Here is a 20,477-nt window from a genome sequence, read left to right as displayed (position 1 = left end):
GATTGCTATATATCCATTTCTCATCATTTACAGAGATATTTTGTGACTTACGTCACAACTTTTAAGCTTCATTATTGTTAAGCATCCTGCGTGTAATTTGCGTCGTAGATGGCGCAAAAAAATAATTGTTTGCCCACTCAAACCTAGAAAGTTTGAATGCATAAAAAATAATTAAATATTTAACCGTACTTAAACAATAAAGGGGGCGCTATGGCTAGATCCACAAGACTTCTAGGTAATTGATGCTTTATGTGAAGGGATCAATACATAACAACATAATTCATATGTAATTTTGATTAGAAAGATTGCAAACGTTCTAGAGAAATGACATAATTTATTTCTGAACTAAAAGCATTTTTAAACCATCCGTCCATTCCGTAAAATCTTTACAAATTTAAGTCTTTTTTCACATTGAAAGATTTTTATTTAGCGGGCAGATTGAATTGTTTACCCTAGCAAGACTCGATCCAACCCAAGGGCATTTTCAACAAAATCTTTATTGCTGGAGCCAGAGCTGAAGCCAAAGAGGTTTTGGTGCGTCTCTCAAGCAATGTTTTACGTTTCAGTCAGTCGTCATCATTAAACATCAAACCTTAAACCCTTGCGCTGTCTGCGCAGCGGGCAGTGTAGGGTTCTACAACTGATTTTAATGAGGCTCCTGAGTTTTAATATTTTTCCAATAAAAAGAAGGGTTTAAAAAATGAAGACAATTCAATCCGTCCGATGTCCTAACTGCGGTGAACCTGCGGAACGTCATCACATTGCCGTCAGCCAGGTGATTCGCACTCAATGTCCGATCTGCGATTATTTGCTGGTGATGTGTTCACGAACTGGAAATGTGGTCGAAGCTTATGCTCCCGGTATTTCCGTGCATCGGTAAATTAGCACATGTCTCAGTTTTAAATGAGTTGTAAGGTAAGCGGGTTGTGAGAGGCTGACTCCTTCGGAGTCAGCCTCTCACAACCCATTTGGGATTGTTATATAGCGCTTCGCGCTTAGATAAATTACGGTTTTTGTGGGCGAGCCGCACGGAGCGCGGCTCGCCCACACCAATTTGCACTTTATGCCATAGAGAATTGCTATAGGGATTAGAAACACAATCCATATCCTGACTGAGTTGTAGGTAGTGGAGTCACCTTGCAATACAACTGGGATTTGATTAACCAACCAAGCGATCGCCCTGAACACTATAATCAGAGGTTTAGAACGAAAGACAACTAAGCAGAGGGCTTGGGATAGGCGGGTACCCGCATTTCTATCCCAACTCAAGACATGGAAGTTGTTCTAGTCCCTTAATTTGGTTGTCTCCCACTGAAAATCTCAAGCGTGAAAGTGTCTATTCCCACCGATATCCTGTGGGCTTTGATTGGCTTAATTCTGACCATTGGCGGTACCTTTCTGGAGGCATTCGTCACCAATGCACCGTGGGCGTGGATAGATAAAGGCTTACAGGCACAATCTTTGGGTGTTTCGTTTCAGATTGGAGCCGTTTTGCTGATTGGCTGTTTAGCAGGCAAAAATGCGGCTGTTATGTCCCAAATCGCTTATATACTCATTGGGCTAACCTGGTTTAATGTGTTTACCCAAGGAGGAGGGCTGGACTATATCTATCGACCCAATTTTGGTTATTTACTGGGATTTATTCCAGGTGCCTGGGTGTGTGGCTCTCTGGCATTTCGCGTTCGTCCCCGGTTAGAGTCATTGGCATTTAGCTGCCTTTGCGGGTTGCTCAGCATTCACCTGATTGGCATTAGTTATTGCTTTCTGGCAACTCAAGTGTTTAGTTGGTTAAGCCTCAACACAAATTCTCTGCTCAGCACTTTGTTAACGTATTCCATTTATCCTCTGCCAGGGCAGCTAGTGGTTGTGTGTGCCGTTACAGTGCTTGCCTTTGCATTGAGACAGCTCATGTTTTATTAATAGTGACGGTGCTTTTTCATCAAACTCCAAGCATGAATATCAAAAACCATTTCTTCTGGGTCGCTACGTTTGTCGGTCTCATGTTGGATCAGTTAACCAAATATTGGGTAGTGCAGGGCATGGAGCTGAGCCAGACCATTCCGCTATGGGATGGGGTTTTTCATCTCACCTATGTCACCAATAAGGGGGCAGCGTTCAGCATGTTTACGGGTGGAGTTTGGTGGCTGCGCTGGTTGTCTCTGGTTGTGAGTGTAGGGTTAATGGCGTTAGCGCTATTTGGACCGCAACTAAGTAAGTGGGAGCAATTAGGTTGGGGCTGTGTGTTAGCAGGGGCGATGGGAAATGGCATCGATCGCTTTTCTGCTGGCGAAGTGGTCGATTTCCTTGATTTTCGCCTGATCCAATTTCCCGTCTTTAACTTAGCAGATGTATTTATCAATATTGGGATTGTGTGTTTGTTGGTTGTGACGTTTCGCAATTCACCCCAATCCAATGGCAACGGGAATCATTCTTCCAAAGATCTATAGCGATTCTGAGTCAGTTGTGAAAGCGCCCGCCCGAAGGGCGGGCGCTTTCACAACTGATTTAGGATTGCTATATGAATCTAAATGAGATATCGACAGTGGTGAAGAATCCAGTAGATTAGCGATCGCTCATAGTTCATTACAGACCCGATTACTGGCGGAAATGACGGTCATGTCTGGGATTCTGCCGTTTTTATCCCTACTGACTTAATTTATCAATGCGATAGATTGCTTGGATTTGTGAATGGAAAACAAGCTTATGTCATAATCTTTAACAGAGTTCTCATCCAGGATGTCTTAAATATAGTTTGGAACGATGAGCACTGAAACTGTTGAACCTCAAAGTTTAGACCGCTATGAATGTGGCGCTTGCGGCTACATTTATGAGCCTTCCAAAGGAGATGGCAAGCAAATCCCTGCGGGTGTAGCCTTCGAGGATTTGCCTGACGACTGGCGCTGCCCCGTTTGCGGAGCTAGAACTAAGCAATTTAATAACGTTGGACCGACGGGTAACCCCTCCGGATTCAAAGAAAATTTGGGCTATGGGTTAGGGGTCAACACGCTAACACCAAACCAAAAAAATCTTCTCATTTTTGGTAGTTTGGCGCTGGCATTCTTATTCTTCTTGAGTCTCTACGGCTTGCATTGAATTGATCCAGACGCATTTAAGTCTCTTACGATCTAGCTAATCTGGGATTTACAAAACTTTAACTATAGCTAATCTGTGTATCGCAAATTTGAAGCTGATGAATCTGATCCTGAAGTCCTTAAGGCGAGTTCTTACACTACTGGTTGTAGTGCTGTTTTGTAGCGGTTGTGCCAAGGCATTCCTGCCGACTTTAGAAAACAATCCCTGGAAAGTTGTTGCTCTGCCAACAGATACAACGCTTTCGGATATTGCTTTCACCAATGACCAAACTCATGGTTGGTTAGTGGGTAAAAACTCCACTCTGCTAGAAACGTTTGATGGTGGAGAAACCTGGAATCTGCGAAGTCTGAGTCTGGGTGAGCAAGCCTATACCTTTACATCTGTCAGTTTTGCTGGCAAAGAAGGGTGGATCACGGGACAACCGGGAATTTTGTTGCATACCACAGATGCCGGTCAGTCTTGGTCTAATGTTCCGCTGAGTGATCAGTTGCCGGGGTCTCCTAGTCTGATTACAGCCTTGGGTCCCCAATCGGCTGAGATGATGACCGATATCGGCGCAATTTACGAAACGAAGGATGCGGGTCGGACGTGGAAAGCGTTAGTGCAAGAAGCGGTCGGAGTGGTGAGGAATATTTCGCGATCGCCTGATGGTCAGTATGTCGCGGTTTCTTCGAGAGGTAACTTTTACTCCACCTGGAAGCCCGGACAAGTAGCTTGGGAACCCCATAATCGCAATAGTTCCCGCAGATTACAAAACATGGGCTTTGCCCAATCAGGGCGGCTCTGGCTATTAGCCCGTGGCGGGATCGTTCAATTCAGCAACCCTGAAGACGTCGAAACCTGGGACGAACCCATTAACCCTGAATTTTCAACCAGTTGGGGATTGTTAGACTTAGCCTACCGAACGCCAGATGAACTCTGGGTTGCAGGTGGCAGCGGCAACTTACTTCGCAGTACTGATGGCGGAGAAACCTGGCAGAAAGACAAAGAAGTTGAGAACATCCCGTCTAACTTCTACCGAATTGTGTTTCTCTCGCCAGACCAAGGCTTCATTTTAGGAAATGGAGGAACACTTCTAAAATACGAGAAATCTGCTTAGAAGTGTAAATTTGTGAGCAAATTGATGGGCGATGAGTCACTGATTTGATTGTAGAAATTTCCTTCTCAATTGCGATTGGTTGCTTGTGGCACATTACCTGCTCCTCTATGATATAGATCATCGATACGTTCAATTGTTGTGGGAGGAATTTGAATGGCTGGTACCACGGGTGAGCGCCCATTTTCAGACATTATTACAAGCATTCGTTATTGGGTGATTCATAGCATCACAATCCCGGCGTTGTTTGTTGCAGGCTGGCTCTTTATCAGCACAGGTTTGGCATACGATATTTTTGGCACTCCCAGACCTAACGAGTACTTCACTCAAGAACGCCAAGAATTGCCGATCGTTAATGATCGGACGACTGCAAAACAGCAGATTGAAGACTTCATTAAGTAAGTAGTTTTTAAGTTGACGAAAATATGACCAGCAACAGTCCTAATCAACCCGTTTCCTATCCCATTTTCACTGTTAGATGGTTGGCGGTTCATACCCTTGCTGTCCCTACCGTCTTCTTCTTAGGAGCGATCGCTGCAATGCAGTTCATTCAACGTTAGGAGCAAGATATGGCAACTGAAAGATCTTCTAATCCCAACAAGCAGCCTGTAGAGTTAAATCGTACGTCGCTCTATCTGGGTCTGCTACTGATTTTTGTGCTTGGCATTCTGTTTTCAAGCTACTTTTTCAACTAATCGACAAAAGCCAATTTTGCAGGAGTAGAGGGGTTTTTGCTCCTCTAGGGGAGTTAAAACCTCAGCTCCTAAATTTCAAAGTTTAATGCGTGTAAGACCAGCTTTTTCTGGTTTTCAATGGCTGTAAATGTGTGTGTTTATTTTGAGTTAGGAGGTTCAAATCAATGTCTGGAACAGGCAGAATACCACTCTGGGTTGTCGCAACTATTGCGGGCATGGGAGTTATTGCCGTCGTTGGGCTATTTTTCTACGGCGCTTATGCGGGCTTAGGTTCGTCTATTTAGTCTTGTGCCTTAGAGTATTTGTGATGAACCCATTACAGGGTCTATAGCTAATTCTTCAGGCTTAAACAATAAGACAAATTCGTCATTTGTTGGCAAATCAATCGTTGATTCGACAAAACAATAAATCCTGTCTTACAGCGACTGTAGGACAGGATTTTTTAGATTAATAGAAGTCCAAATTTTTGAGAGAGCGACGGCTCCGCCGTCGCTCTCTCAAAAATTAGGTTTTATTCAATTCCTAATCCAATAGGCTGAAGCCAGCCAAATTGTTAGCGGCGCTTGAATTGTCTGTAGAGCAACCAGATACCAAACGCGACCAACAATGCCATTAATACTATTTTGGAGACGGGTCCTAAATACTCATCGACTAGCGTGTAGTTTTCGCCCAACGCATAGCCCAAATAGGTGAGTAAACTCACCCAAATTACCGTTCCTAAACTGGAGTAGAGGAGAAAGGGTAAGAGGGGCATCGCACAAAATCCGGCAGGTAACGAGATCAGCGTTCTGACACCCGGAACCAAGCGACAGAAGAAGACGGCTCCATATCCATAGCGTTGAAACCATTGTTTCGATTTATCGATATCTTCGCTATTAATGCCAAGCCATTTTCCGTAATGATCTGCCCATTGTTTTAAGCGCTTTTCTCCAACCAATTTACCAATGTAATACCAGGGCAATGCGCCTAACATGGTGCCAAATACCCCTGCCATGATGGCAGGTGCAAAATCCATATCCCCCTGAGAGATTGAAAAGCCAGCCAGGGGCATGATGAGTTCTGAAGGAATGGGTGGAAATAGGTTCTCCAGGAACATTAATAGCCAAATCCCGGTATAACCCAGGAAGTTCATCACGTTTGTGATCCACTCAGCCATGATGGATACTGCTCCTTAATCTACAGCCAGCTTTTAATGAGACCTCTTGCGGATCAATCGTTTGAGACTAGTACACCAACATAAAAGTTTTGGAGGGGATGGAGGGGGTGAAACCCCCTCTTGGGGGCGCAGCCCCCAACCCCCCATGTTGCAAAATTTAGTGTTTGTAATACTAGGATTGATTCGGTAGCCTGCGTCCTGATACTTTGCTGTCTACTTTAGCGATCGCACACTCTAAACCCGCACACTCTAAACCCGCATATATAGCAATTGAAGGGTTAATTGGGACGGGGTGCAGGAGTGGAACTCCTGTCCTAACCAGCTCTTCGGCTGCTATACCAGAGAGTCTGAACTAACCTGTCTTTTTTTAGAGAGCAACGGCGAAGCCGTTGCTCTCTAAAAAAATTGGGTTTTATGAAATTCACGATCCTAAGGAATGAGAATTAAATAACTCCGATGATTTGTTGTAGGGGCGAACGGCCGTTCGCCCCTACAAACGATTCAATATTCGATCTTATTTAATTCACGATCCTAAGCAACAGGGGCGCTGTCTCAACAACGCCCCTAGCACTATGTTCTATTTGCAGGACTTAAGTTCCCGATGTCCAAGAATTCATGTATTCAATTTGCTCTGCCGTGAGTTGATCGATCGCAATTCCCATGGCTTGGAGTTTGAGCCTTGCAATCTCTTGATCCACTTCTTTAGGAATCGAGTGCAAGCCCGGCGCTAATTTGCCTTTGTTCTGCACCAGATATTCGCAGGCAAGTGCCTGGTTGGCAAAACTCATATCCATCACAGCGCTGGGATGACCCTCAGCTGCTGCCAGGTTAACCAATCGTCCTTCACCCAAAACGACGACAGATTTGCCGTTCTTAAGACGATATTCTTCGGTGAAGTTGCGCACTTGCTTCACGTCAGTTGCCATAGAGCGGAGTGTTTTCAAGTCAATTTCGATATCAAAGTGACCTGAGTTGCAAACGATGGCACCATCCTTCATGGACTCAAAATGTTCAGCCCGAAGGATATGTTTGTTGCCGGTGACGGTGACGAAAATATCGCCCTGGGGTGCCGCGATCGCCATTGGTAGCACACGGAACCCATCCATGACCGCTTCAATCGCCTTGATCGGATCAATTTCAGTCACGATGACATTGGCACCCATGCCCCGAGCGCGCATTGCGGTGCCCTTACCACACCAGCCATAACCAGCGACCACAATCGTTTTTCCGGCTAGCAGAATATTGGTGGCGCGAATAATGCCATCTAAGGTAGATTGCCCAGTGCCATAGCGATTATCAAAGAAATGCTTGGTATCGGCATCGTTGACATTCATCGCAGGGAAGGTCAAGACCCCGTCTTTCAGCATGGCTTGAAGACGCACAATTCCTGTGGTGGTTTCTTCGGTGGTGCCAATCAAATCAGCAACTTGGTGCTGACGTTCTTGAACCAGGGTAGCAACGACATCGCTACCGTCGTCGATAATGACGTTAGGGCGGTGATCTAGAGCAATTTGTACGTGCCGCAGATACGTGTCCCCATCTTCACCCTTGAACGCAAACACTGGAATGCCATAGTCAACGACTAAGCTAGCTGCCACGTCATCTTGTGTAGAGAGGGGGTTGCTCGCAATTAAGATGGCATCAGCTCCAGCATTTTTGAGTGCGATCGCCAAATGAGCAGTTTCAGTGGTGACGTGACAGCAAGCCACTAACCGAATTCCGGCTAAAGGCTTTTCTTGAGCAAATCGCTCCTGAATTTGACGCAGAACTGGCATCTCTCTCCCTGCCCACTCAATGCGCTGCTTACCCTGCGAAGCGAGGGAGAGATCTTTAACTTCGTGTTTTACTTGAGTTGTTGTGGTCATGGAACTCTTGCTTAAAGAAAATAACTTAGAACTTTGCTACAGTTTGACGTACTACAGCAACAAAAAATAAACATTGCCAGGAGTCATGTAAAGCGGCACCTATTTCAGAGGCGCACCTATCTCCAAACATTACAAAAATTTATTATTTGCGACACTAGTATAGATCGTCTGTTAGCTAAATTGGCGATCGCCACCTAGCGGACCAGAGTGATCAGCACTGTCAAAACTGATATTTAGCGTAGCGATGACAGCCGGAAGATAAAACCGTACGGCAAAAAAACTAAGTATCTTTACACTCTTAAAACCCATCGTTTTTTGAGGAGAGTGCGGCAGAGCCGCACTCTCCTCAAGATCGATAGCAATCCCAAATAGCCTGTGAGAAGCGCACCCCTTCGGGGTGCGCTTCTCACAACCCGTCTATTTTGCTATATAGCGCTGTGCGGGTTGATTTAGTCCGGTATTGTGGGGCGCGGAGCGCCCCACAATACCGTTTCTGTGCGTAATGAACTTGCATACCGCTGTCTTTCAGCCATTTTGACCAGAATCCTTAGGATCACAAATTAATTAAAACCCGGACGTTTATTTTTGTCAGCGCGGCGGAGCCGCGCTGACAAAAATAAATCTTCGGTTTTATTAAATCCACGATCCTTAAGTGTCACCGTATTCGTAATGTCGTTAATCTGGGGGTTGCCGTAAAGGGCGATCGCCTATTTTTCTTTGGTGACTGCAAAGCCTTGATAACCGCTAGTTTCTCCAGGTTCTGCATTTAGTCAGGGTTTATAAAAACTTAATGATCTCTAGAACTTAACGTGAATCAGGCTTTATCTCCATCACTCAACCTTTTGAAGCGCTACATCATCTCATACAATGCTATTCGAGGGGTGTTGAAGTTTGGCTTCATTTAACCTCAGTGCCTAAATTTGGAGAATTGTTGTGGACTTATCGCGCATTCCCCCGCAGCCCAAGCCAGGTCTAATTAATGTCCTGATTGAGATTCCGGCTGGCAGCAAGAACAAGTATGAATTTGACAAAGATTTGCAAGCGTTTGCGCTAGACCGAGTGCTCTATGCCTCGGTGCAATATCCTTACGACTATGGGTTTATCCCCAATACCCTCGCCGATGATGGAGACCCATTGGATGGCATGGTAATTATGGATCAGCCTACATTCCCCGGATGTGTGATAGCGGCTCGTCCCATCGGCATGTTGGAAATGATTGATGGTGGCGATCGCGACGAAAAAATTCTCTGTGTTCCAGACAAAGATCCTCGCTACGTTCAGGTTAAATCCATTAAAGATATTGCGCCTCATCGCCTAGATGAAATTGCAGAATTCTTTAGAACCTATAAGAACTTGGAGAAAAAGGTCACTGAAATTTTGGGCTGGAAGGATGTAGACCAGGTCATGCCACTGGTAGAAGCCTGCATTCGTGCCGGTCAAAAATAATTTTCCTGACAAACCTAGACGATAGGCTTGAGCGGGTTTAATTAGACAGCCTGATGAAAGTCCTGAAAGGGGGGCATGGGGTTTTGACCCTGTGTCCCCCTTTTTTGATATCAATCCCCAGTAGGTTGTGAGAGGCGCATGCCGAAGGGGTGCGCCTCTCATAACCCCTTTCTCTCATAGGACTGCTATAGAAACGGTATTAGCTGTGGCAATTGAAGGGTTAATTAAGCCGGGATGCAGGGGTTCTAAGCAGCTCTGCGGCTCCTAGCGCTGCTCAGGTTAATTCAGCGCGGTGTTGTGGGACGCTTTGTGCCCCACACCCATGTCTGTACCGAAGAACTTGCACGCCGCTTATATGACCTTATGGATCACACATTAATCAAAACCCGGACGTTTATTTTTGTTAGCGCGGCTCCGCCGCGCTGACAAAAATAAATCTTCGGTTTTATTAGATCCACGATCCTATAGCGCTGTGCAGGTTGATTCAGTACGGTGTTGTGGGGCGCTCCGCGCCCCACAACACCGTTTCTGTACTTAACGAACTTGCATACTGCTATATATGAGGGTAAGAGATGAATTTTTTACTCTTCGGGTACGCAATTCTAGTGGGTTTGCAGATTTGTAAAAAATCTCTTGCAAGAAAATGTCTAATTTCCCAGAATACTTCCAGAATACAAATCCTAAGTGCGGTATATGAGAGTAAGGAGTATGCTGGAAAAAAGTTTGAAACATTCATCGGGAAAATTGGGAATGATGAGGGTGAGGGCAGTTATGGAGAAATTTTCTACCAACCGTTACCCTTGAGAATACAGATCCCTCTCTTTTCTCTCAACTTTATCCAGTGCATCAACCATTTCGGTCGTTTTCAACAGTTTAGGGGTGCAATTTTTAATACAAGGGTTTTAGCGATTCATCCTCGTATCGTGTCTTGGCACGGCTCAACGAGTTAGTTTCGCTCTGTATCACCCCTTAAAAATTAATACTTGAAGCGCTAAGCTGTTGATCACTATATCCAGGACTCCGAACAAGCCAATACCTGCTTAGTAAGGGTAATTCGATCCAAAAATGCCAGGCTTTGACCCACCCACCACCACCAATCCAGTCAGCAAGACTCATCCTCTCGGTGACTCTAGTCTGTCCACCCAATTCAGCGTCAGATTTTGGGGCGTTCGCGGTAGCATTCCGACACCGGGGATAGAAACGGTTCGCTATGGCGGCAATACTGCCTGTGTTGAGCTACAAGTTGCAGGTAAACGTTTAATTTTTGATGGCGGCACCGGGCTACGAGCGTTGGGCAAAAGCCTAATGGAGCAAATGCCCGTTGAAGCTCATCTTTTCTTTACCCATACCCATTGGGACCGGATTCAAGGATTTCCTTTCTTTATTCCGGCGTTCATGAAGGGCAATTGTTTTAACATTTATGGGGCAATTGGTCCCAACGGTGCCTCGATCAAGCAACGGCTATCGGATCAAATGCTCCGTCCTAATTTTCCGGTGCCGCTTCAGGTGATGAAGTCTGACTTGAAATTTAACAATATTGCCCCTGGCTCAGTCATTACGTTAGACGACATTGTTATAGAAACGATCTCTTTAAATCGACCGAACAGCGCCTTGGGCTATCGCATTACCTGGAATGACCATTCCGTCGTGTATGCCACCGATACAGAGCATTCGCCCGACACCATTGACAACAGTTTGTTGTATTTGGCGCAGCAAGCAGATGTGTTAATTTACGACGTTGCCTATGCCGATCATGCGTATTACGATCCTGAGGTGGCGCAAGAGTTTCAACAACGAGAGATCTGGCAAAAAGGGCTGGAGATGGCATTTTCTGCCGGTGTGAAGCAAATTATTATGTTTCACCACGATCCAGCGCATGAAGATACATTTTTAGATCAGGTTGAAACTGAGGTTCAGGCGAGTTTCCCAAATGTCAGATTGGCGCGTGAAGGGATGCTTTTAGACATTATGCAGAGTTAGACCGTTGCTCGGAACCAGAGGTTGACATGAAGCCTCAAACGTTCAAGGAATTCAGCGAAGGGTCTGTTATAGCGCTTCATTGGGTGACAGCCCTAGTCAAAATTTGTCGTCAAAATTCGTCCAGTAACCATTCTGATGCCCGTTCTCCTAAATCCAGTGGGATACTAACGGCTTTTCCCAGGCGTGGGCGATCGCTAGTTTGCTCAATATAGGTTTGGACTTGGTCGGTGCCACCCCAGGCATTGATGTAATTTGCAACCACCTCAAGATGAGCCAGATAGTCTGCTTCCGACAGAGGGAAGGAGGCTTGCTCCAAATATTTCCACATCACTTGCACCAGAATTTTGCCCTGCGTGCGGCGTAATTGCACATCATAAGAACGTCCCCACTTAGTCAGCAGCAACTGATGTAATTCTTCGCCAGTCATAAGTTTTGTAAGGTCAGCCACCTGAAATCCTTTACGTTTATTGGATCTGATACCTGAAATGGGTCGGGTTATCGTTCAGATGGGAATTTTTTAACGCTCCTGTAGGGAGCGTTAAAAAATTCCCCGTTTAAATCATTATCTATAGCAATGGAATGGTTAATCAGGACAGGCGCGGGGGTGGAACCCCTGTTCAGGGGCATAGCCTCCGCGCCCCCGGCTCAACCAGCCCCTCGGCTGTTATGGTCGCCCATTGGGAAATGCCCATCCTCTCGCCTCGCCTCCCCATACTGGTGGAAGACATTCCCAAATCAATATAGTTCTACGCAATCCAGTTAGGACATCAGGGGGGTGGGGGCGGTGCCCCCACGCAGGGGTTTCACCCCTGCACCCCCTCCTAACCCTAATGCGTACCGCTATACCATACTGACAGAACTATCAATATTCACCTACCACCCCGCGCTCAAACCCGCGCTGGTCATGGGAGGAAAAGCTGAGCTTCGCTCAGCTTTTCCTCCCATGACTTATCCCTAACTCGATCGCATGGGAGAATTACCCTTTTTATACCCTGAGTAAAACAAAATAGCCGAATTGACAGGATAGAGACACTCTGCCCTGTTTTTTAAATCCAATTGGTTTTCCTAAGCTGTAGAATACTTCTAGAAAAACTGTAAACCTTTCTTCAACAATTGGCGTTTGTCAGTGCTGAAGACTGTCTTGTTTACTTATACATTCCTGCGTTTGCAGTCTTAAGCACTCATAATTGCTATCCATCCATTTTTAAATGAAGAGAAGGATTTTCCTCCTGTAGATCATCTGTTTATAGGCTGGGACGGCGTAAAGCCCCATTCTGCTTGTAATCAAACCATTTACATTGGGAAGCTTTTTAGAAAGTGCAGGATTGGATGCTGAGTTGTTTGCCAGTTTTAGTTGTCCCTGATTGTTTTAGTGCCTGTCATGACCCAAATTTCTGGAACCCCTGACGTACCTGACATGGGTCGTCGCCAATTCATGAACTTGCTAACTTTTGGTGCAGTCACGGGGACTGCACTGGGCGCGCTCTATCCTGTTGTGAAATACTTTATCCCTCCCTCTAGTGGTGGAACAGGTGGTGGAGTGATTGCTAAGAATGCTCTCGGTAATGACATTGTATTGGGTGAATTTCTTGCAACTCACAGTGTCGGCGATCGCACGTTGGCTCAAGGGCTAAAAGGTGATCCGACGTATCTGATTGTGGAAAGCAGTGAAGCGATCGCAGACTTTGGACTGAACGCCGTTTGCACCCATCTTGGCTGTGTGGTTCCCTGGAACGTTAATGAAGACAAATTTATTTGTCCTTGCCACGGTTCTCAGTACAACAGTCAAGGTAAAGTGGTTCGCGGACCCGCACCGCTGTCATTAGCTCTGGTTCACACCAGTGTCACAGAAGACGGTAAGGTGGCAATGACCCCCTGGACTGAAACTGATTTCCGCACAGGTGAAGACCCCTGGTGGACCTAAGATTTGAGTGACACGGCGCAACCGTCAGCAAATTGACAGTTGCCTTGAAACCCAATTCTTTTTACCGAATCCTTTGTTACTGAACACTCTTTACAGATGAATGTGAAACTTTGGTCGATGTCGTCCCGAACTGGAAAGGGAATTGTACGCAGCTTTTTTGTGGCGATCGCTACCCTGACTCTACTGTTTGCTAGCGATTTGCTTCTGCCTCAGTCTGCGTCTGCCTATCCATTTTGGGCGCAACAAAACTACGAAAACCCTCGTGAAGCCACTGGGCGGATTGTCTGTGCTAACTGCCATTTAGCCGCAAAACCGACCGTGGTTGAGGTACCCCAATCGGTTCTACCGGATACGGTCTTCAAAGCCATCGTCAAAATTCCTTACGACACCAGCGCACAACAGGTGTTGGGCAATGGCGAAAAAGGATCACTGAATGTCGGTGCAGTTTTGATGTTGCCAGAGGGCTTTAAAATCGCCCCTGAAGATAGAATTCCTGAAGAAATGAAGGAAGAAGTGGGACCCAGCTACCTGTTCCAAACCTATAGCGATACAAAAGAAAATATTGTTTTGGTCGGTCCTCTGCCCGGTGAGCAGTATGGGGAAATTGTTTTCCCAGTGCTCTCGCCTGATCCTGGCACAAACAAAGCCGTGCACTTTGGCAAGTATGCCGTTCATGTGGGCGCGAACCGGGGACGGGGTCAAGTCTATCCCACTGGCGAAAAGACCAATAACAACTTGTTTACCTCACCTGTTGCTGGGGTTGTCAGTAACATCGTCAAGTCTGATGACGGTGGTTATCAGGTAACGATTCAGCCAGAAAGTGGTGCAGCTGTCGTTGAAACCATTCCGGCGGGGCCTGACCTGATTGTTGCCCAAGGTGACACGGTTGCAGCGGCTGGCGCACTTACCAATAACCCCAACGTGGGTGGTTTTGGTCAGGTAGATAAAGAGATTGTGTTGCAGAATCCAAACCGGATCAAAGGCTTGATTGCCTTCCTGGCGGCAGTAACGCTTTCGCAAATCATGCTGGTGCTGAAGAAGAAACAAGTTGAAAAAGTGCAAGAGGCTGAAATGAGCTTCTAAGTTGATCTGCGCTGATCTGCACATCAAAGACATTGGGGGGCGAAGCCCCCCTTTTTATTGTCATTAGAACAGGCGAGGTATAGGAAAGCGGCGCTCCGCGACGCTTTCCTATACCTCGCCATACTGAGATCTACAGCGCTTCGCGCTTGAATATGTTTAGATTTTTTGTTGTGTGCCACGCGGAGCGCGGCACACAACAAAAAATCTGTGGCTTAATCAATTGAAAATGGCTGTAAACGGGTAGGGAGATACGATGCCACAGACTCGCAATAATAGAGGTATGGATCATGGACTTACTAACTGTCAGTCTTTGTGAGAGCGATGACAGCGCGGATACCCAGGTAAGACAGGGTGCAGAAATCAGCATGACAGCCATTTAGGGAGGGTTTCAGCATGGCATATGTATGCGAATTAGGAGCCGGTCAACACATTTATCTCGATAACCAGGGAATGCAGACGACGGTCGTCCTCAGTAGCAGTGGTGCTGGACAGCAACAGCAATCGAGCAGTGGGTTTCAGTCAGGCGAATGGACGGCACCTCCTGAAATCTACCGTATCTCTATGGGCGTGGTGATTAAATTACAGACCCGAGAAGGCGATCGCTATATCCAGATTCAAGGTTCTAGCATCAGTGCCACAGCTCATCCTCCAGCATTAAATACGGCTCAAGCAATGCCTTTGCACCAGGCTGCCCCTTTGCCGAATGTCCCGATGCAGCCGATGCAGCCGATGCAGCCAATGCAGCCAATGCAACCGATGAAAATGGGGGATATGGAGATGAATCTCAACCCTATGACGATGCAGATGGGCAATATGGAACTGCGGATGTCAGATATATCAGCACCAACGGCATCCGCCGCGGATGCGGCTACACCAACCCGCAAATTTTGTAATCAATGCGGCGAACCTGTGAAACCGAGCGATCGCTTTTGTTCCAGCTGCGGCAATCGTCTGGATTAAAGCGTCAGGATCATGACATGAGCCAGAGTTTTCCTAAGCTGAAGATTATTGCAGTGGGTAAGGTCAAAAAAAGCTGGATTCAAGAGGGGATTCAGACGTATCTGAAGCGATCGCCAGAATTAGACATTGTCGAAATCAAAGACTCTGAGCCAGATCAGGAAGCCGACAAGATTCTCTCACTGGTCAAAGCGACGGAACAACTAGTGGTGTTGACCGAAGAAGGACAGCTCGTTTCATCGGTTGAACTGGCAAATTTTATTAGTCAACACGCCTCAAATGAGGTGGTCTTTGCGATTGGGGGTCCTACAGGCATCAGCCCCAAACTTAAAAGCCATGCTGCCAAAACTCTCAGCCTCTCGCCCATGACCTTTCCCCATGAACTGGCGCGGTTGTTATTGGTCGAGCAGATCTATCGCGCCAAAACTATTCTGCAAAACGGTAATTATCACAAATAAGAATATTTAATCACTTGGTTGCTGGACTTGAATAATATCAAAAGTTTCACGATTTCCAATGCGATAAAACAAAAAGTCCGAATCGAGGGTGAGAATTTGCCGCTCACCTGTGCCCTCCGCCACCAGAACGAGTGTTGCATCCGCTAAATCCATCGGTCGATCGCGATACTGCTCCATCAACATCGACTAGACAGAGCAATGCCCCTGCATCGCAGAGAATCATAGCTCTATGCCCTGTTGCCGATATTTGGTCAGAAGAAGTTGCTGATAGTCGCTGGCTGAATCGGTTGGTGTGACTTCCAGCTGATCAACAGACTCAAACCATCGTGCCCATGCTTTAGAAGGTTCGCCTTCGAGATTATTAATGTCTGTACTTCTTTGCTTACTCTCAGTCAAAAGATCGATGAAGTCGCTGACTTGTTTCAAGAGCGGTTCAGGTAATTGTTGCAATTTGGCAATGGTGGTTTCACGAATCGTCATGAGAATAACCTTTCCCAAAATCCTTTTCTTTTCAAACATTTCAATTTGTTCAAGAGCGGCACGGAACCCTTGTGTATTGCCCTGTTGCTGGCAAAGCTATACGGCTTGGCTTCTCACAAGTCTACAATTGCTCCCTGTTTATCTCCCAAATTCCACTCTGCCTCTTCAATATAAAAATAATTGAAAGCATAAGTACACTTAAGGCGAATGGCTTCACTATAGTTTGCGATCGCACCTTGGTAATCTCCAAGTCATATCGTTGATGTGTTGAGCGATCGCCTCAGCTTGAACCTGTGTTGCTACATAAAGTTTCTAAGCAAAACTAGCTACTACTGGAGATAGGTTGCCCAAACCTTGAGCGCGGCTGGTGAGCCGTACCAAACGTTGCCTGTACGGGGCGAATGGATGACATCGTTTAGAACTAAATTCTCTGCGCCCTCTAAGTGAGCAGCTTCTATTGGCGTAATGCCGTCGCCCCAGCACTCACCTGTGCCACAAGTCAGCTCATAGCTACTGTGGGCAAACCAGCTTTTCCAGCGGTTCCCGTAGATCGATTTCCCAGCAACACAGACATAGCGAACGGTGGGGTAGGTCGCATCAGGGTAATGCGTTTTGACAAAATCCAGGTTGCGTTTAGTCCAGCGTTCCTGGCTGATGTGGGGTGTGCCCAATGTGACCAGGGTGGCGATCGCCGGATGAGCCTTCCACAGACCCGACTGGGCAGCATCGCTGGGATGAATGGTATAGGGTATTTCGCCCAAATAAATGCGCGAGATCCAACCCCCAGCAGAATGACCAATCAGGTTAATGCGATCGCTTCCCCATGTGGCGATCGCTGCTTTCACCGTTTGATCGAGGCGTTGCAAAATCGGTGTCACCGAGCGACCGCCCAGAGTTGGTAGCCAGTCTCTTCGCTTCAATGGCACGGTCATCACCGGAAAGCCGAGTGATTCTAATCCTTGCTCCATTTCACGGTAGGGTGCTGCGCCAGCAAGATATCCAGGAAGAATGACAGTAGGAAGAGGCATGAGGAGGATGGGGGAAAGGTTGGAGGGGTGAAGGGGTGGAGGGGTGATGGGATGGAGAGGTGAAGGGGGGATGGGATGGAGTTCTTAATGGTGAGGTGTACCGTTTTGTCCAGCACTTAGGATCATGGATTAAATAAGATCTAATATTGAATCGTTTGGAGAGGCGAACGGCCGTTCGCCCGTACAACAAATCATCGGAGTTATTTAATTCCCATTCCTTAGGGGATTTCTAGAAAAGGTCATCTCAGCAAATCGTAGGGACAAAGCATTCGAACCATGATGTTTGCCATTGACCCAAGACTATCCAACGAATGCTTCGCTCTACAGGGGTAACTCAACATTGTCTAACCCCAAGCCTAGCCTCCGACCCCTAATCTTTGATTGTTTAGCCAGTCTAAAATCAGTTGATTGACAACTTCTGGACATTCGTCGTGGGGACAATGTCCGGCGTTCGGGATGGGGACAAATTTAACGGTTGTGTCGATCGCTGCTCGCTCCTGGTAAACTTTGGAGCCGGTGATGGGTGTCCAGGGGTCAGCTTCGCCCCAGAGAACGAGTAGGGGCTGTTGCACTTTAGGCAGGAGATCGTCTGGTTTGGGGCCTGGCGGTGCAGTCAGAATTGAAGCAAAGACTTTTTGTGCGCCAGCATCGCAAGAGGGTTCGTAGAGAATTTCGACGAGTTCATCGGTAACGGCGGTGTGATCGAAGTAGACCTGTTTTAAGGTTTCGCGAATTCGAGGTTTGCTGCGGATCTGGTTGAACAGAAAAGGTCCGATCGCATCTGAACTGACCAGTTTGGTGAAGGTACCCATGATCCAGTTCAGGGGAAAATTCAATTCTTCGGGGCGATGGTTTAAGCCTCCAGCTGCATTCAGCAATACCCCACCAGCGGAGAGGTCGGGGTAATCGACCAACATCATCAGGGTGAGCAATGCGCCGATGGAATTACCCACGAAAATGGCAGGCTGTTGGATGTGGGTTTGGCAAAAGTCGCGGAGTAAATCTTGCCAAAGCTCCAACGTGTAGTCGAGGGCGGGTTTATCAGACCCACCAAAGCCCAGCAAATCTAACACAAAGACCCGATAGCCTGCATTTGCCAGAGTTGGAATATTTTTTCGCCAGTGCCCAATCGACGCGCCAAAGCCATGAATTAAGATCAATGGCACCCCATTCCCCACAACGGTGTAACGGATTCGATGGGTTTGCCAAGTCCAGGTGAGCAATTCAAAAGGCGCGGAGGAGGTCAAGTCGTTTGCAATCACGGCAGTTATGCTTCATGTTTCTTAAACTATCTCTATCATAAAGAATTCTCGTCACCGATTGGTCAGGACGGGGGTTTAGAACAGATGAGAAGCTGTCCATTCCTCACCCTAACTATCGCGATCGCCCCGTCACAATAGATGATAGGAGACTCAAAATAAAATAAAAATTCAGTTTTGTGATGGCACGCCATCACAAAACTGAATTTTTATAAAACCGCAGATCCCTAACTTTCTTTCATGACCTGTCAGTGTTCTGTTATGCCTGTTATGTCTGCTCTTAAGTTAATCGTGCCCGTTATTTTAGGGATCAGCCTTTTGGGTTGCGAGACGATCGCCCAATTGCCCAACGCCCCTGTTTCTCAGAGCAGCACCCCGGCATTGCCTGCGCCCCAAACTGAACAACCCCTGACTCAAGCGGATGCAGATGCGCTGATGGCAGCATGGGTCGAAGCCATTAACCGGGGGGAGACGTCGGTCATTTTGCCGTATTTGCTAGAAACAAAGCGATCGCCCGAATTTGCGGATGCGGCGATCGCCGACTACCGCAGCTATTTTCATAACGAACCCATTAGCCGATTTGAGCTAGAAAATCTGGAAGATCTGGGTGAATTTGTCAATCAGCCCTCCCAAAAATTTCACTATCGGCTGTACAGCGACAGTGGCATCAGTAAAACCGTGACGCTGAATCAGGAACGCGGAGCCATTCAGATGGTTGACGAATTTTTCCTATATTCCTATCCGGCAAAACGGCTGTTAGACGGGGTGATCACCTCGGTTCAGACAAACGATGCGACAACCCTGGCAAGAGTGTTGACGGCGGATGATATCGATTATCCAGTCACTCAGGCAGAGGACGCGATCGCCAACTACCGCGCCAGTTTTGATGCAGAAACATTGCAATATCGGCTGAAAGGCTTGGATACCAATGGGTTTTTTGTCTATACCCTCTACGGCACAAAGGCAGACAACCCAGTCGAACATGAAGTCACAGTGATTTACGGAGATGGTCTGGTGGGAATTAGAGATAACCTGATTCCCCTCAGCACAAACTAATCATTTACAGAAAGGGATATGGAGCGCGGCAAAGCCGCGCTCCATATCCCTTTTTAAGCAGTCGAGGGGTTGATGAGAACAAAGGTTGAGTGAGAACCCGCGCGGAGCGCAGGTTCTCACTCAACGTCCTGATTTAACCGTCTCGACGGTTGCTATAGGCTCAAAGAAATAAATGCGGTCTAATTGGTTTGCTCTACAGTCGGTTCCGTTCGATTTTGCAAGGCATCGCCACCCACCAGCGTCAGGACGACGGGCAATGCCATGGCGACCAGCGACAAAATAATTGCCAGGGTTAACCCCTGACGCAAAGATTTGACCTGTTTATCTGTATTAATTAACGATCCTTTAATAGCTTGCAATCGGATATCTAACTTATCCAGTTTTTCCAAATGTTGCGGGCTAAACCCTGACTGCTCCATCCGGTTGATCACAGACCGCAGCTCTGTGCGCAATCGCGACTCAAATTCGGTGACATAGGACTGCATCGCTTCCTTAGGCTGTGCCCACTCATCTTTCAGGGTGGAAAACAACCCCTCTACCTCTAGTTTTAACTTGGTAATCTGCTGGAGCATGTCCGATCTGAGGTTGCGATCGGCTGTACTCAGCTCAGTCTGAGTCGTCATTAACTCTTCAAGGGTTTCTTTACGAGCGGCTTCAATCAGCTTTTCAAGATCGCTCAGACGGCGATTGACCGTGTCACGAAATTGAGCGAGTTGGTCTGCACCATTTGAGCCATTTTTTAAGTTTTGATAGGTTTTCGCTAAGTCTTCAAACTCAGTCTGGATGCCAGTCAACGCATCTAATACACTAAAAGACTGCTCCAATCGACGACGGAGTTCAGCGAGTTCCTGCTCAACGTGCTCTATCGCATTCATAAGATTTCCTGCAATTTACGATATCC

24 protein-coding genes are annotated in these 20,477 nt (G+C 46.9%); 16 read left to right on the top strand and 8 right to left on the bottom strand.

All coding sequences use genetic code 11. The features are described 5' to 3' along the window. Positions 1–700: 700 nt before the first annotated feature. The 9 genes from ACR6Z4_RS19335 (at position 701) to ACR6Z4_RS19295 (ending at position 5,168) form a co-directional block, all read left to right on the top strand. Positions 701–880, top strand: a complete 180-nt coding sequence (locus tag ACR6Z4_RS19335) for a replication restart DNA helicase PriA (RefSeq protein WP_479718947.1) — start codon at positions 701–703, stop codon at positions 878–880. Between the two features lie 452 nt (positions 881–1,332). After that, complete coding sequence (locus tag ACR6Z4_RS19330) at positions 1,333–1,920, top strand: biotin transporter BioY (protein WP_479718956.1); 588 nt, start codon at positions 1,333–1,335, stop codon at positions 1,918–1,920. 32 nt (positions 1,921–1,952) lie between these two features. Continuing rightward, a complete protein-coding gene (gene lspA / locus ACR6Z4_RS19325; protein WP_479718946.1) occupies positions 1,953–2,447 on the top strand; it encodes a signal peptidase II in 495 nt (164 codons plus the stop codon). A 313-nt stretch (positions 2,448–2,760) separates the two neighbouring features. Continuing rightward, positions 2,761–3,093, top strand: coding sequence for a rubredoxin (locus tag ACR6Z4_RS19320; protein ID WP_479718945.1), 333 nt, complete (start codon positions 2,761–2,763; stop codon positions 3,091–3,093). Between the two features lie 97 nt (positions 3,094–3,190). Continuing rightward, positions 3,191–4,192: a photosynthesis system II assembly factor Ycf48 gene (locus tag ACR6Z4_RS19315; RefSeq protein ID WP_479718944.1), complete on the top strand. Its 1,002-nt coding sequence runs from the start codon at positions 3,191–3,193 to the stop codon at positions 4,190–4,192. Between the two features lie 153 nt (positions 4,193–4,345). Continuing rightward, complete coding sequence (psbE, locus tag ACR6Z4_RS19310; protein ID WP_479718943.1) at positions 4,346–4,591, top strand: cytochrome b559 subunit alpha; 246 nt, start codon at positions 4,346–4,348, stop codon at positions 4,589–4,591. A 23-nt stretch (positions 4,592–4,614) separates the two neighbouring features. Then, positions 4,615–4,749 (top strand): cytochrome b559 subunit beta, encoded by a 135-nt coding sequence (gene psbF / locus ACR6Z4_RS19305; protein WP_479718942.1) that lies wholly within the window; start codon positions 4,615–4,617, stop codon positions 4,747–4,749. Between the two features lie 9 nt (positions 4,750–4,758). Continuing rightward, positions 4,759–4,884 (top strand): photosystem II reaction center protein L, encoded by a 126-nt coding sequence (locus tag ACR6Z4_RS19300; RefSeq protein WP_479718941.1) that lies wholly within the window; start codon positions 4,759–4,761, stop codon positions 4,882–4,884. A gap of 164 nt (positions 4,885–5,048) precedes the next feature. After that, entirely contained in the window at positions 5,049–5,168 is a 120-nt protein-coding gene (locus ACR6Z4_RS19295; protein WP_479718940.1) for a photosystem II reaction center protein J, read from the top strand. Positions 5,169–5,437: 269 nt separating this feature from the next. Here the strand turns inward: ACR6Z4_RS19295 and ACR6Z4_RS19290 are convergent, their stop codons facing one another. Together ACR6Z4_RS19290 and ahcY are read right to left on the bottom strand one after the other, a co-directional pair. After that, positions 5,438–6,040: a DedA family protein gene (locus ACR6Z4_RS19290; RefSeq protein WP_479718939.1), complete on the bottom strand. Its 603-nt coding sequence runs from the start codon at positions 6,038–6,040 to the stop codon at positions 5,438–5,440. Between the two features lie 590 nt (positions 6,041–6,630). After that, the gene (ahcY, locus tag ACR6Z4_RS19285; protein WP_479718938.1) at positions 6,631–7,905 is read right to left on the bottom strand and encodes an adenosylhomocysteinase; all 1,275 of its coding nucleotides are present in this window, start codon (positions 7,903–7,905) and stop codon (positions 6,631–6,633) included. 933 nt (positions 7,906–8,838) lie between these two features. Between ahcY and ACR6Z4_RS19280 the strand changes: the two genes are divergently transcribed. Together ACR6Z4_RS19280 and ACR6Z4_RS19275 are read left to right on the top strand one after the other, a co-directional pair. Next, complete coding sequence (locus tag ACR6Z4_RS19280; protein WP_479718937.1) at positions 8,839–9,351, top strand: inorganic diphosphatase; 513 nt, start codon at positions 8,839–8,841, stop codon at positions 9,349–9,351. A 1,065-nt stretch (positions 9,352–10,416) separates the two neighbouring features. Continuing rightward, positions 10,417–11,331 carry an MBL fold metallo-hydrolase gene (locus tag ACR6Z4_RS19275; protein WP_479718936.1) on the top strand — a complete coding sequence of 305 codons (915 nt, stop codon included), beginning with the start codon at positions 10,417–10,419 and terminating at the stop codon, positions 11,329–11,331. A gap of 109 nt (positions 11,332–11,440) precedes the next feature. On the opposite strand, the gene ACR6Z4_RS19270 is transcribed toward ACR6Z4_RS19275, so the two are convergent. Then, positions 11,441–11,758 carry a DUF3067 family protein gene (locus ACR6Z4_RS19270; RefSeq protein WP_479718935.1) on the bottom strand — a complete coding sequence of 106 codons (318 nt, stop codon included), beginning with the start codon at positions 11,756–11,758 and terminating at the stop codon, positions 11,441–11,443. A 954-nt stretch (positions 11,759–12,712) separates the two neighbouring features. On the opposite strand from ACR6Z4_RS19270, the gene petC reads away from it, so the two are divergent. The 4 genes from petC to ACR6Z4_RS19250 all read left to right on the top strand — a co-directional run bounded on the left by petC (position 12,713) and on the right by ACR6Z4_RS19250 (position 15,753). Beyond that, positions 12,713–13,255 (top strand): cytochrome b6-f complex iron-sulfur subunit, encoded by a 543-nt coding sequence (petC, locus tag ACR6Z4_RS19265; RefSeq protein WP_479718934.1) that lies wholly within the window; start codon positions 12,713–12,715, stop codon positions 13,253–13,255. A gap of 96 nt (positions 13,256–13,351) precedes the next feature. Then, the gene (petA, locus tag ACR6Z4_RS19260) at positions 13,352–14,338 is read left to right on the top strand and encodes a cytochrome f (RefSeq protein ID WP_479718933.1); all 987 of its coding nucleotides are present in this window, start codon (positions 13,352–13,354) and stop codon (positions 14,336–14,338) included. A gap of 393 nt (positions 14,339–14,731) precedes the next feature. Further along, positions 14,732–15,298 (top strand): zinc ribbon domain-containing protein, encoded by a 567-nt coding sequence (locus tag ACR6Z4_RS19255; RefSeq protein WP_479718932.1) that lies wholly within the window; start codon positions 14,732–14,734, stop codon positions 15,296–15,298. Beyond that, positions 15,235–15,753, top strand: coding sequence for a 23S rRNA (pseudouridine(1915)-N(3))-methyltransferase RlmH (locus tag ACR6Z4_RS19250; protein ID WP_479718931.1), 519 nt, complete (start codon positions 15,235–15,237; stop codon positions 15,751–15,753). Before ACR6Z4_RS19255 ends, ACR6Z4_RS19250 begins: the two co-directional genes overlap by 64 nt. Before the next feature lie 6 nt (positions 15,754–15,759). Here ACR6Z4_RS19250 and ACR6Z4_RS19245 read toward each other — a convergent pair whose 3' ends face one another. The 4 genes from ACR6Z4_RS19245 to ACR6Z4_RS19230 all read right to left on the bottom strand — a co-directional run bounded on the left by ACR6Z4_RS19245 (position 15,760) and on the right by ACR6Z4_RS19230 (position 18,523). After that, entirely contained in the window at positions 15,760–15,936 is a 177-nt protein-coding gene (locus tag ACR6Z4_RS19245; protein ID WP_479718958.1) for a hypothetical protein, read from the bottom strand. 36 nt (positions 15,937–15,972) lie between these two features. Next, entirely contained in the window at positions 15,973–16,233 is a 261-nt protein-coding gene (locus ACR6Z4_RS19240) for a hypothetical protein (RefSeq protein ID WP_479718930.1), read from the bottom strand. 329 nt (positions 16,234–16,562) lie between these two features. Beyond that, positions 16,563–17,261 carry an esterase/lipase family protein gene (locus tag ACR6Z4_RS19235; RefSeq protein WP_479718929.1) on the bottom strand — a complete coding sequence of 233 codons (699 nt, stop codon included), beginning with the start codon at positions 17,259–17,261 and terminating at the stop codon, positions 16,563–16,565. Positions 17,262–17,617: 356 nt separating this feature from the next. Next, positions 17,618–18,523 (bottom strand): alpha/beta fold hydrolase, encoded by a 906-nt coding sequence (locus ACR6Z4_RS19230; protein ID WP_479718928.1) that lies wholly within the window; start codon positions 18,521–18,523, stop codon positions 17,618–17,620. Between the two features lie 258 nt (positions 18,524–18,781). Between ACR6Z4_RS19230 and ACR6Z4_RS19225 the strand changes: the two genes are divergently transcribed. Continuing rightward, positions 18,782–19,576, top strand: a complete 795-nt coding sequence (locus tag ACR6Z4_RS19225) for a hypothetical protein (RefSeq protein ID WP_479718927.1) — start codon at positions 18,782–18,784, stop codon at positions 19,574–19,576. A 179-nt stretch (positions 19,577–19,755) separates the two neighbouring features. Here the strand turns inward: ACR6Z4_RS19225 and ACR6Z4_RS19220 are convergent, their stop codons facing one another. Beyond that, a complete protein-coding gene (locus ACR6Z4_RS19220) occupies positions 19,756–20,451 on the bottom strand; it encodes a hypothetical protein (RefSeq protein WP_479718926.1) in 696 nt (231 codons plus the stop codon). Between the last annotated feature and the right edge of the window lie 26 nt (positions 20,452–20,477).

The sequence above is a fragment of the Calyptranema fuscum S582 genome (genome assembly GCF_055793305.1).
Note: the sequence above shows the minus strand (reverse complement) of the source record. Positions and strands in the feature narration are given on the sequence as shown.

Excerpts from the sequence above, each read along its gene's own strand:
- psbE (WP_479718943.1), top strand. The coding sequence starts at position 4,346 with ATGGCTGGTACCACGGGTGAGCGCCCATTTTCAGACATTATTACAAGC.
- ACR6Z4_RS19220 (WP_479718926.1), bottom strand. The coding sequence starts at position 20,451 with ATGAATGCGATAGAGCACGTTGAGCAGGAACTCGCTGAACTCCGTCGT.
- petC (WP_479718934.1), top strand. The coding sequence starts at position 12,713 with ATGACCCAAATTTCTGGAACCCCTGACGTACCTGACATGGGTCGTCGC.
- ahcY (WP_479718938.1), bottom strand. The coding sequence starts at position 7,905 with ATGACCACAACAACTCAAGTAAAACACGAAGTTAAAGATCTCTCCCTC.
- ACR6Z4_RS19335 (WP_479718947.1), top strand. The coding sequence starts at position 701 with ATGAAGACAATTCAATCCGTCCGATGTCCTAACTGCGGTGAACCTGCG.
- ACR6Z4_RS19240 (WP_479718930.1), bottom strand. The coding sequence starts at position 16,233 with ATGACGATTCGTGAAACCACCATTGCCAAATTGCAACAATTACCTGAA.
- ACR6Z4_RS19290 (WP_479718939.1), bottom strand. The coding sequence starts at position 6,040 with ATGGCTGAGTGGATCACAAACGTGATGAACTTCCTGGGTTATACCGGG.
- psbF (WP_479718942.1), top strand. The coding sequence starts at position 4,615 with ATGACCAGCAACAGTCCTAATCAACCCGTTTCCTATCCCATTTTCACT.
- lspA (WP_479718946.1), top strand. The coding sequence starts at position 1,953 with ATGAATATCAAAAACCATTTCTTCTGGGTCGCTACGTTTGTCGGTCTC.
- ACR6Z4_RS19245 (WP_479718958.1), bottom strand. The coding sequence starts at position 15,936 with ATGTTGATGGAGCAGTATCGCGATCGACCGATGGATTTAGCGGATGCA.
- ACR6Z4_RS19315 (WP_479718944.1), top strand. The coding sequence starts at position 3,191 with ATGAATCTGATCCTGAAGTCCTTAAGGCGAGTTCTTACACTACTGGTT.
- ACR6Z4_RS19225 (WP_479718927.1), top strand. The coding sequence starts at position 18,782 with ATGCCTGTTATGTCTGCTCTTAAGTTAATCGTGCCCGTTATTTTAGGG.
- ACR6Z4_RS19255 (WP_479718932.1), top strand. The coding sequence starts at position 14,732 with ATGGCATATGTATGCGAATTAGGAGCCGGTCAACACATTTATCTCGAT.
- ACR6Z4_RS19300 (WP_479718941.1), top strand. The coding sequence starts at position 4,759 with ATGGCAACTGAAAGATCTTCTAATCCCAACAAGCAGCCTGTAGAGTTA.
- ACR6Z4_RS19320 (WP_479718945.1), top strand. The coding sequence starts at position 2,761 with ATGAGCACTGAAACTGTTGAACCTCAAAGTTTAGACCGCTATGAATGT.
- ACR6Z4_RS19250 (WP_479718931.1), top strand. The coding sequence starts at position 15,235 with ATGCGGCGAACCTGTGAAACCGAGCGATCGCTTTTGTTCCAGCTGCGG.
- ACR6Z4_RS19295 (WP_479718940.1), top strand. The coding sequence starts at position 5,049 with ATGTCTGGAACAGGCAGAATACCACTCTGGGTTGTCGCAACTATTGCG.
- ACR6Z4_RS19270 (WP_479718935.1), bottom strand. The coding sequence starts at position 11,758 with ATGACTGGCGAAGAATTACATCAGTTGCTGCTGACTAAGTGGGGACGT.
- ACR6Z4_RS19275 (WP_479718936.1), top strand. The coding sequence starts at position 10,417 with ATGCCAGGCTTTGACCCACCCACCACCACCAATCCAGTCAGCAAGACT.
- ACR6Z4_RS19235 (WP_479718929.1), bottom strand. The coding sequence starts at position 17,261 with ATGCCTCTTCCTACTGTCATTCTTCCTGGATATCTTGCTGGCGCAGCA.
- petA (WP_479718933.1), top strand. The coding sequence starts at position 13,352 with ATGAATGTGAAACTTTGGTCGATGTCGTCCCGAACTGGAAAGGGAATT.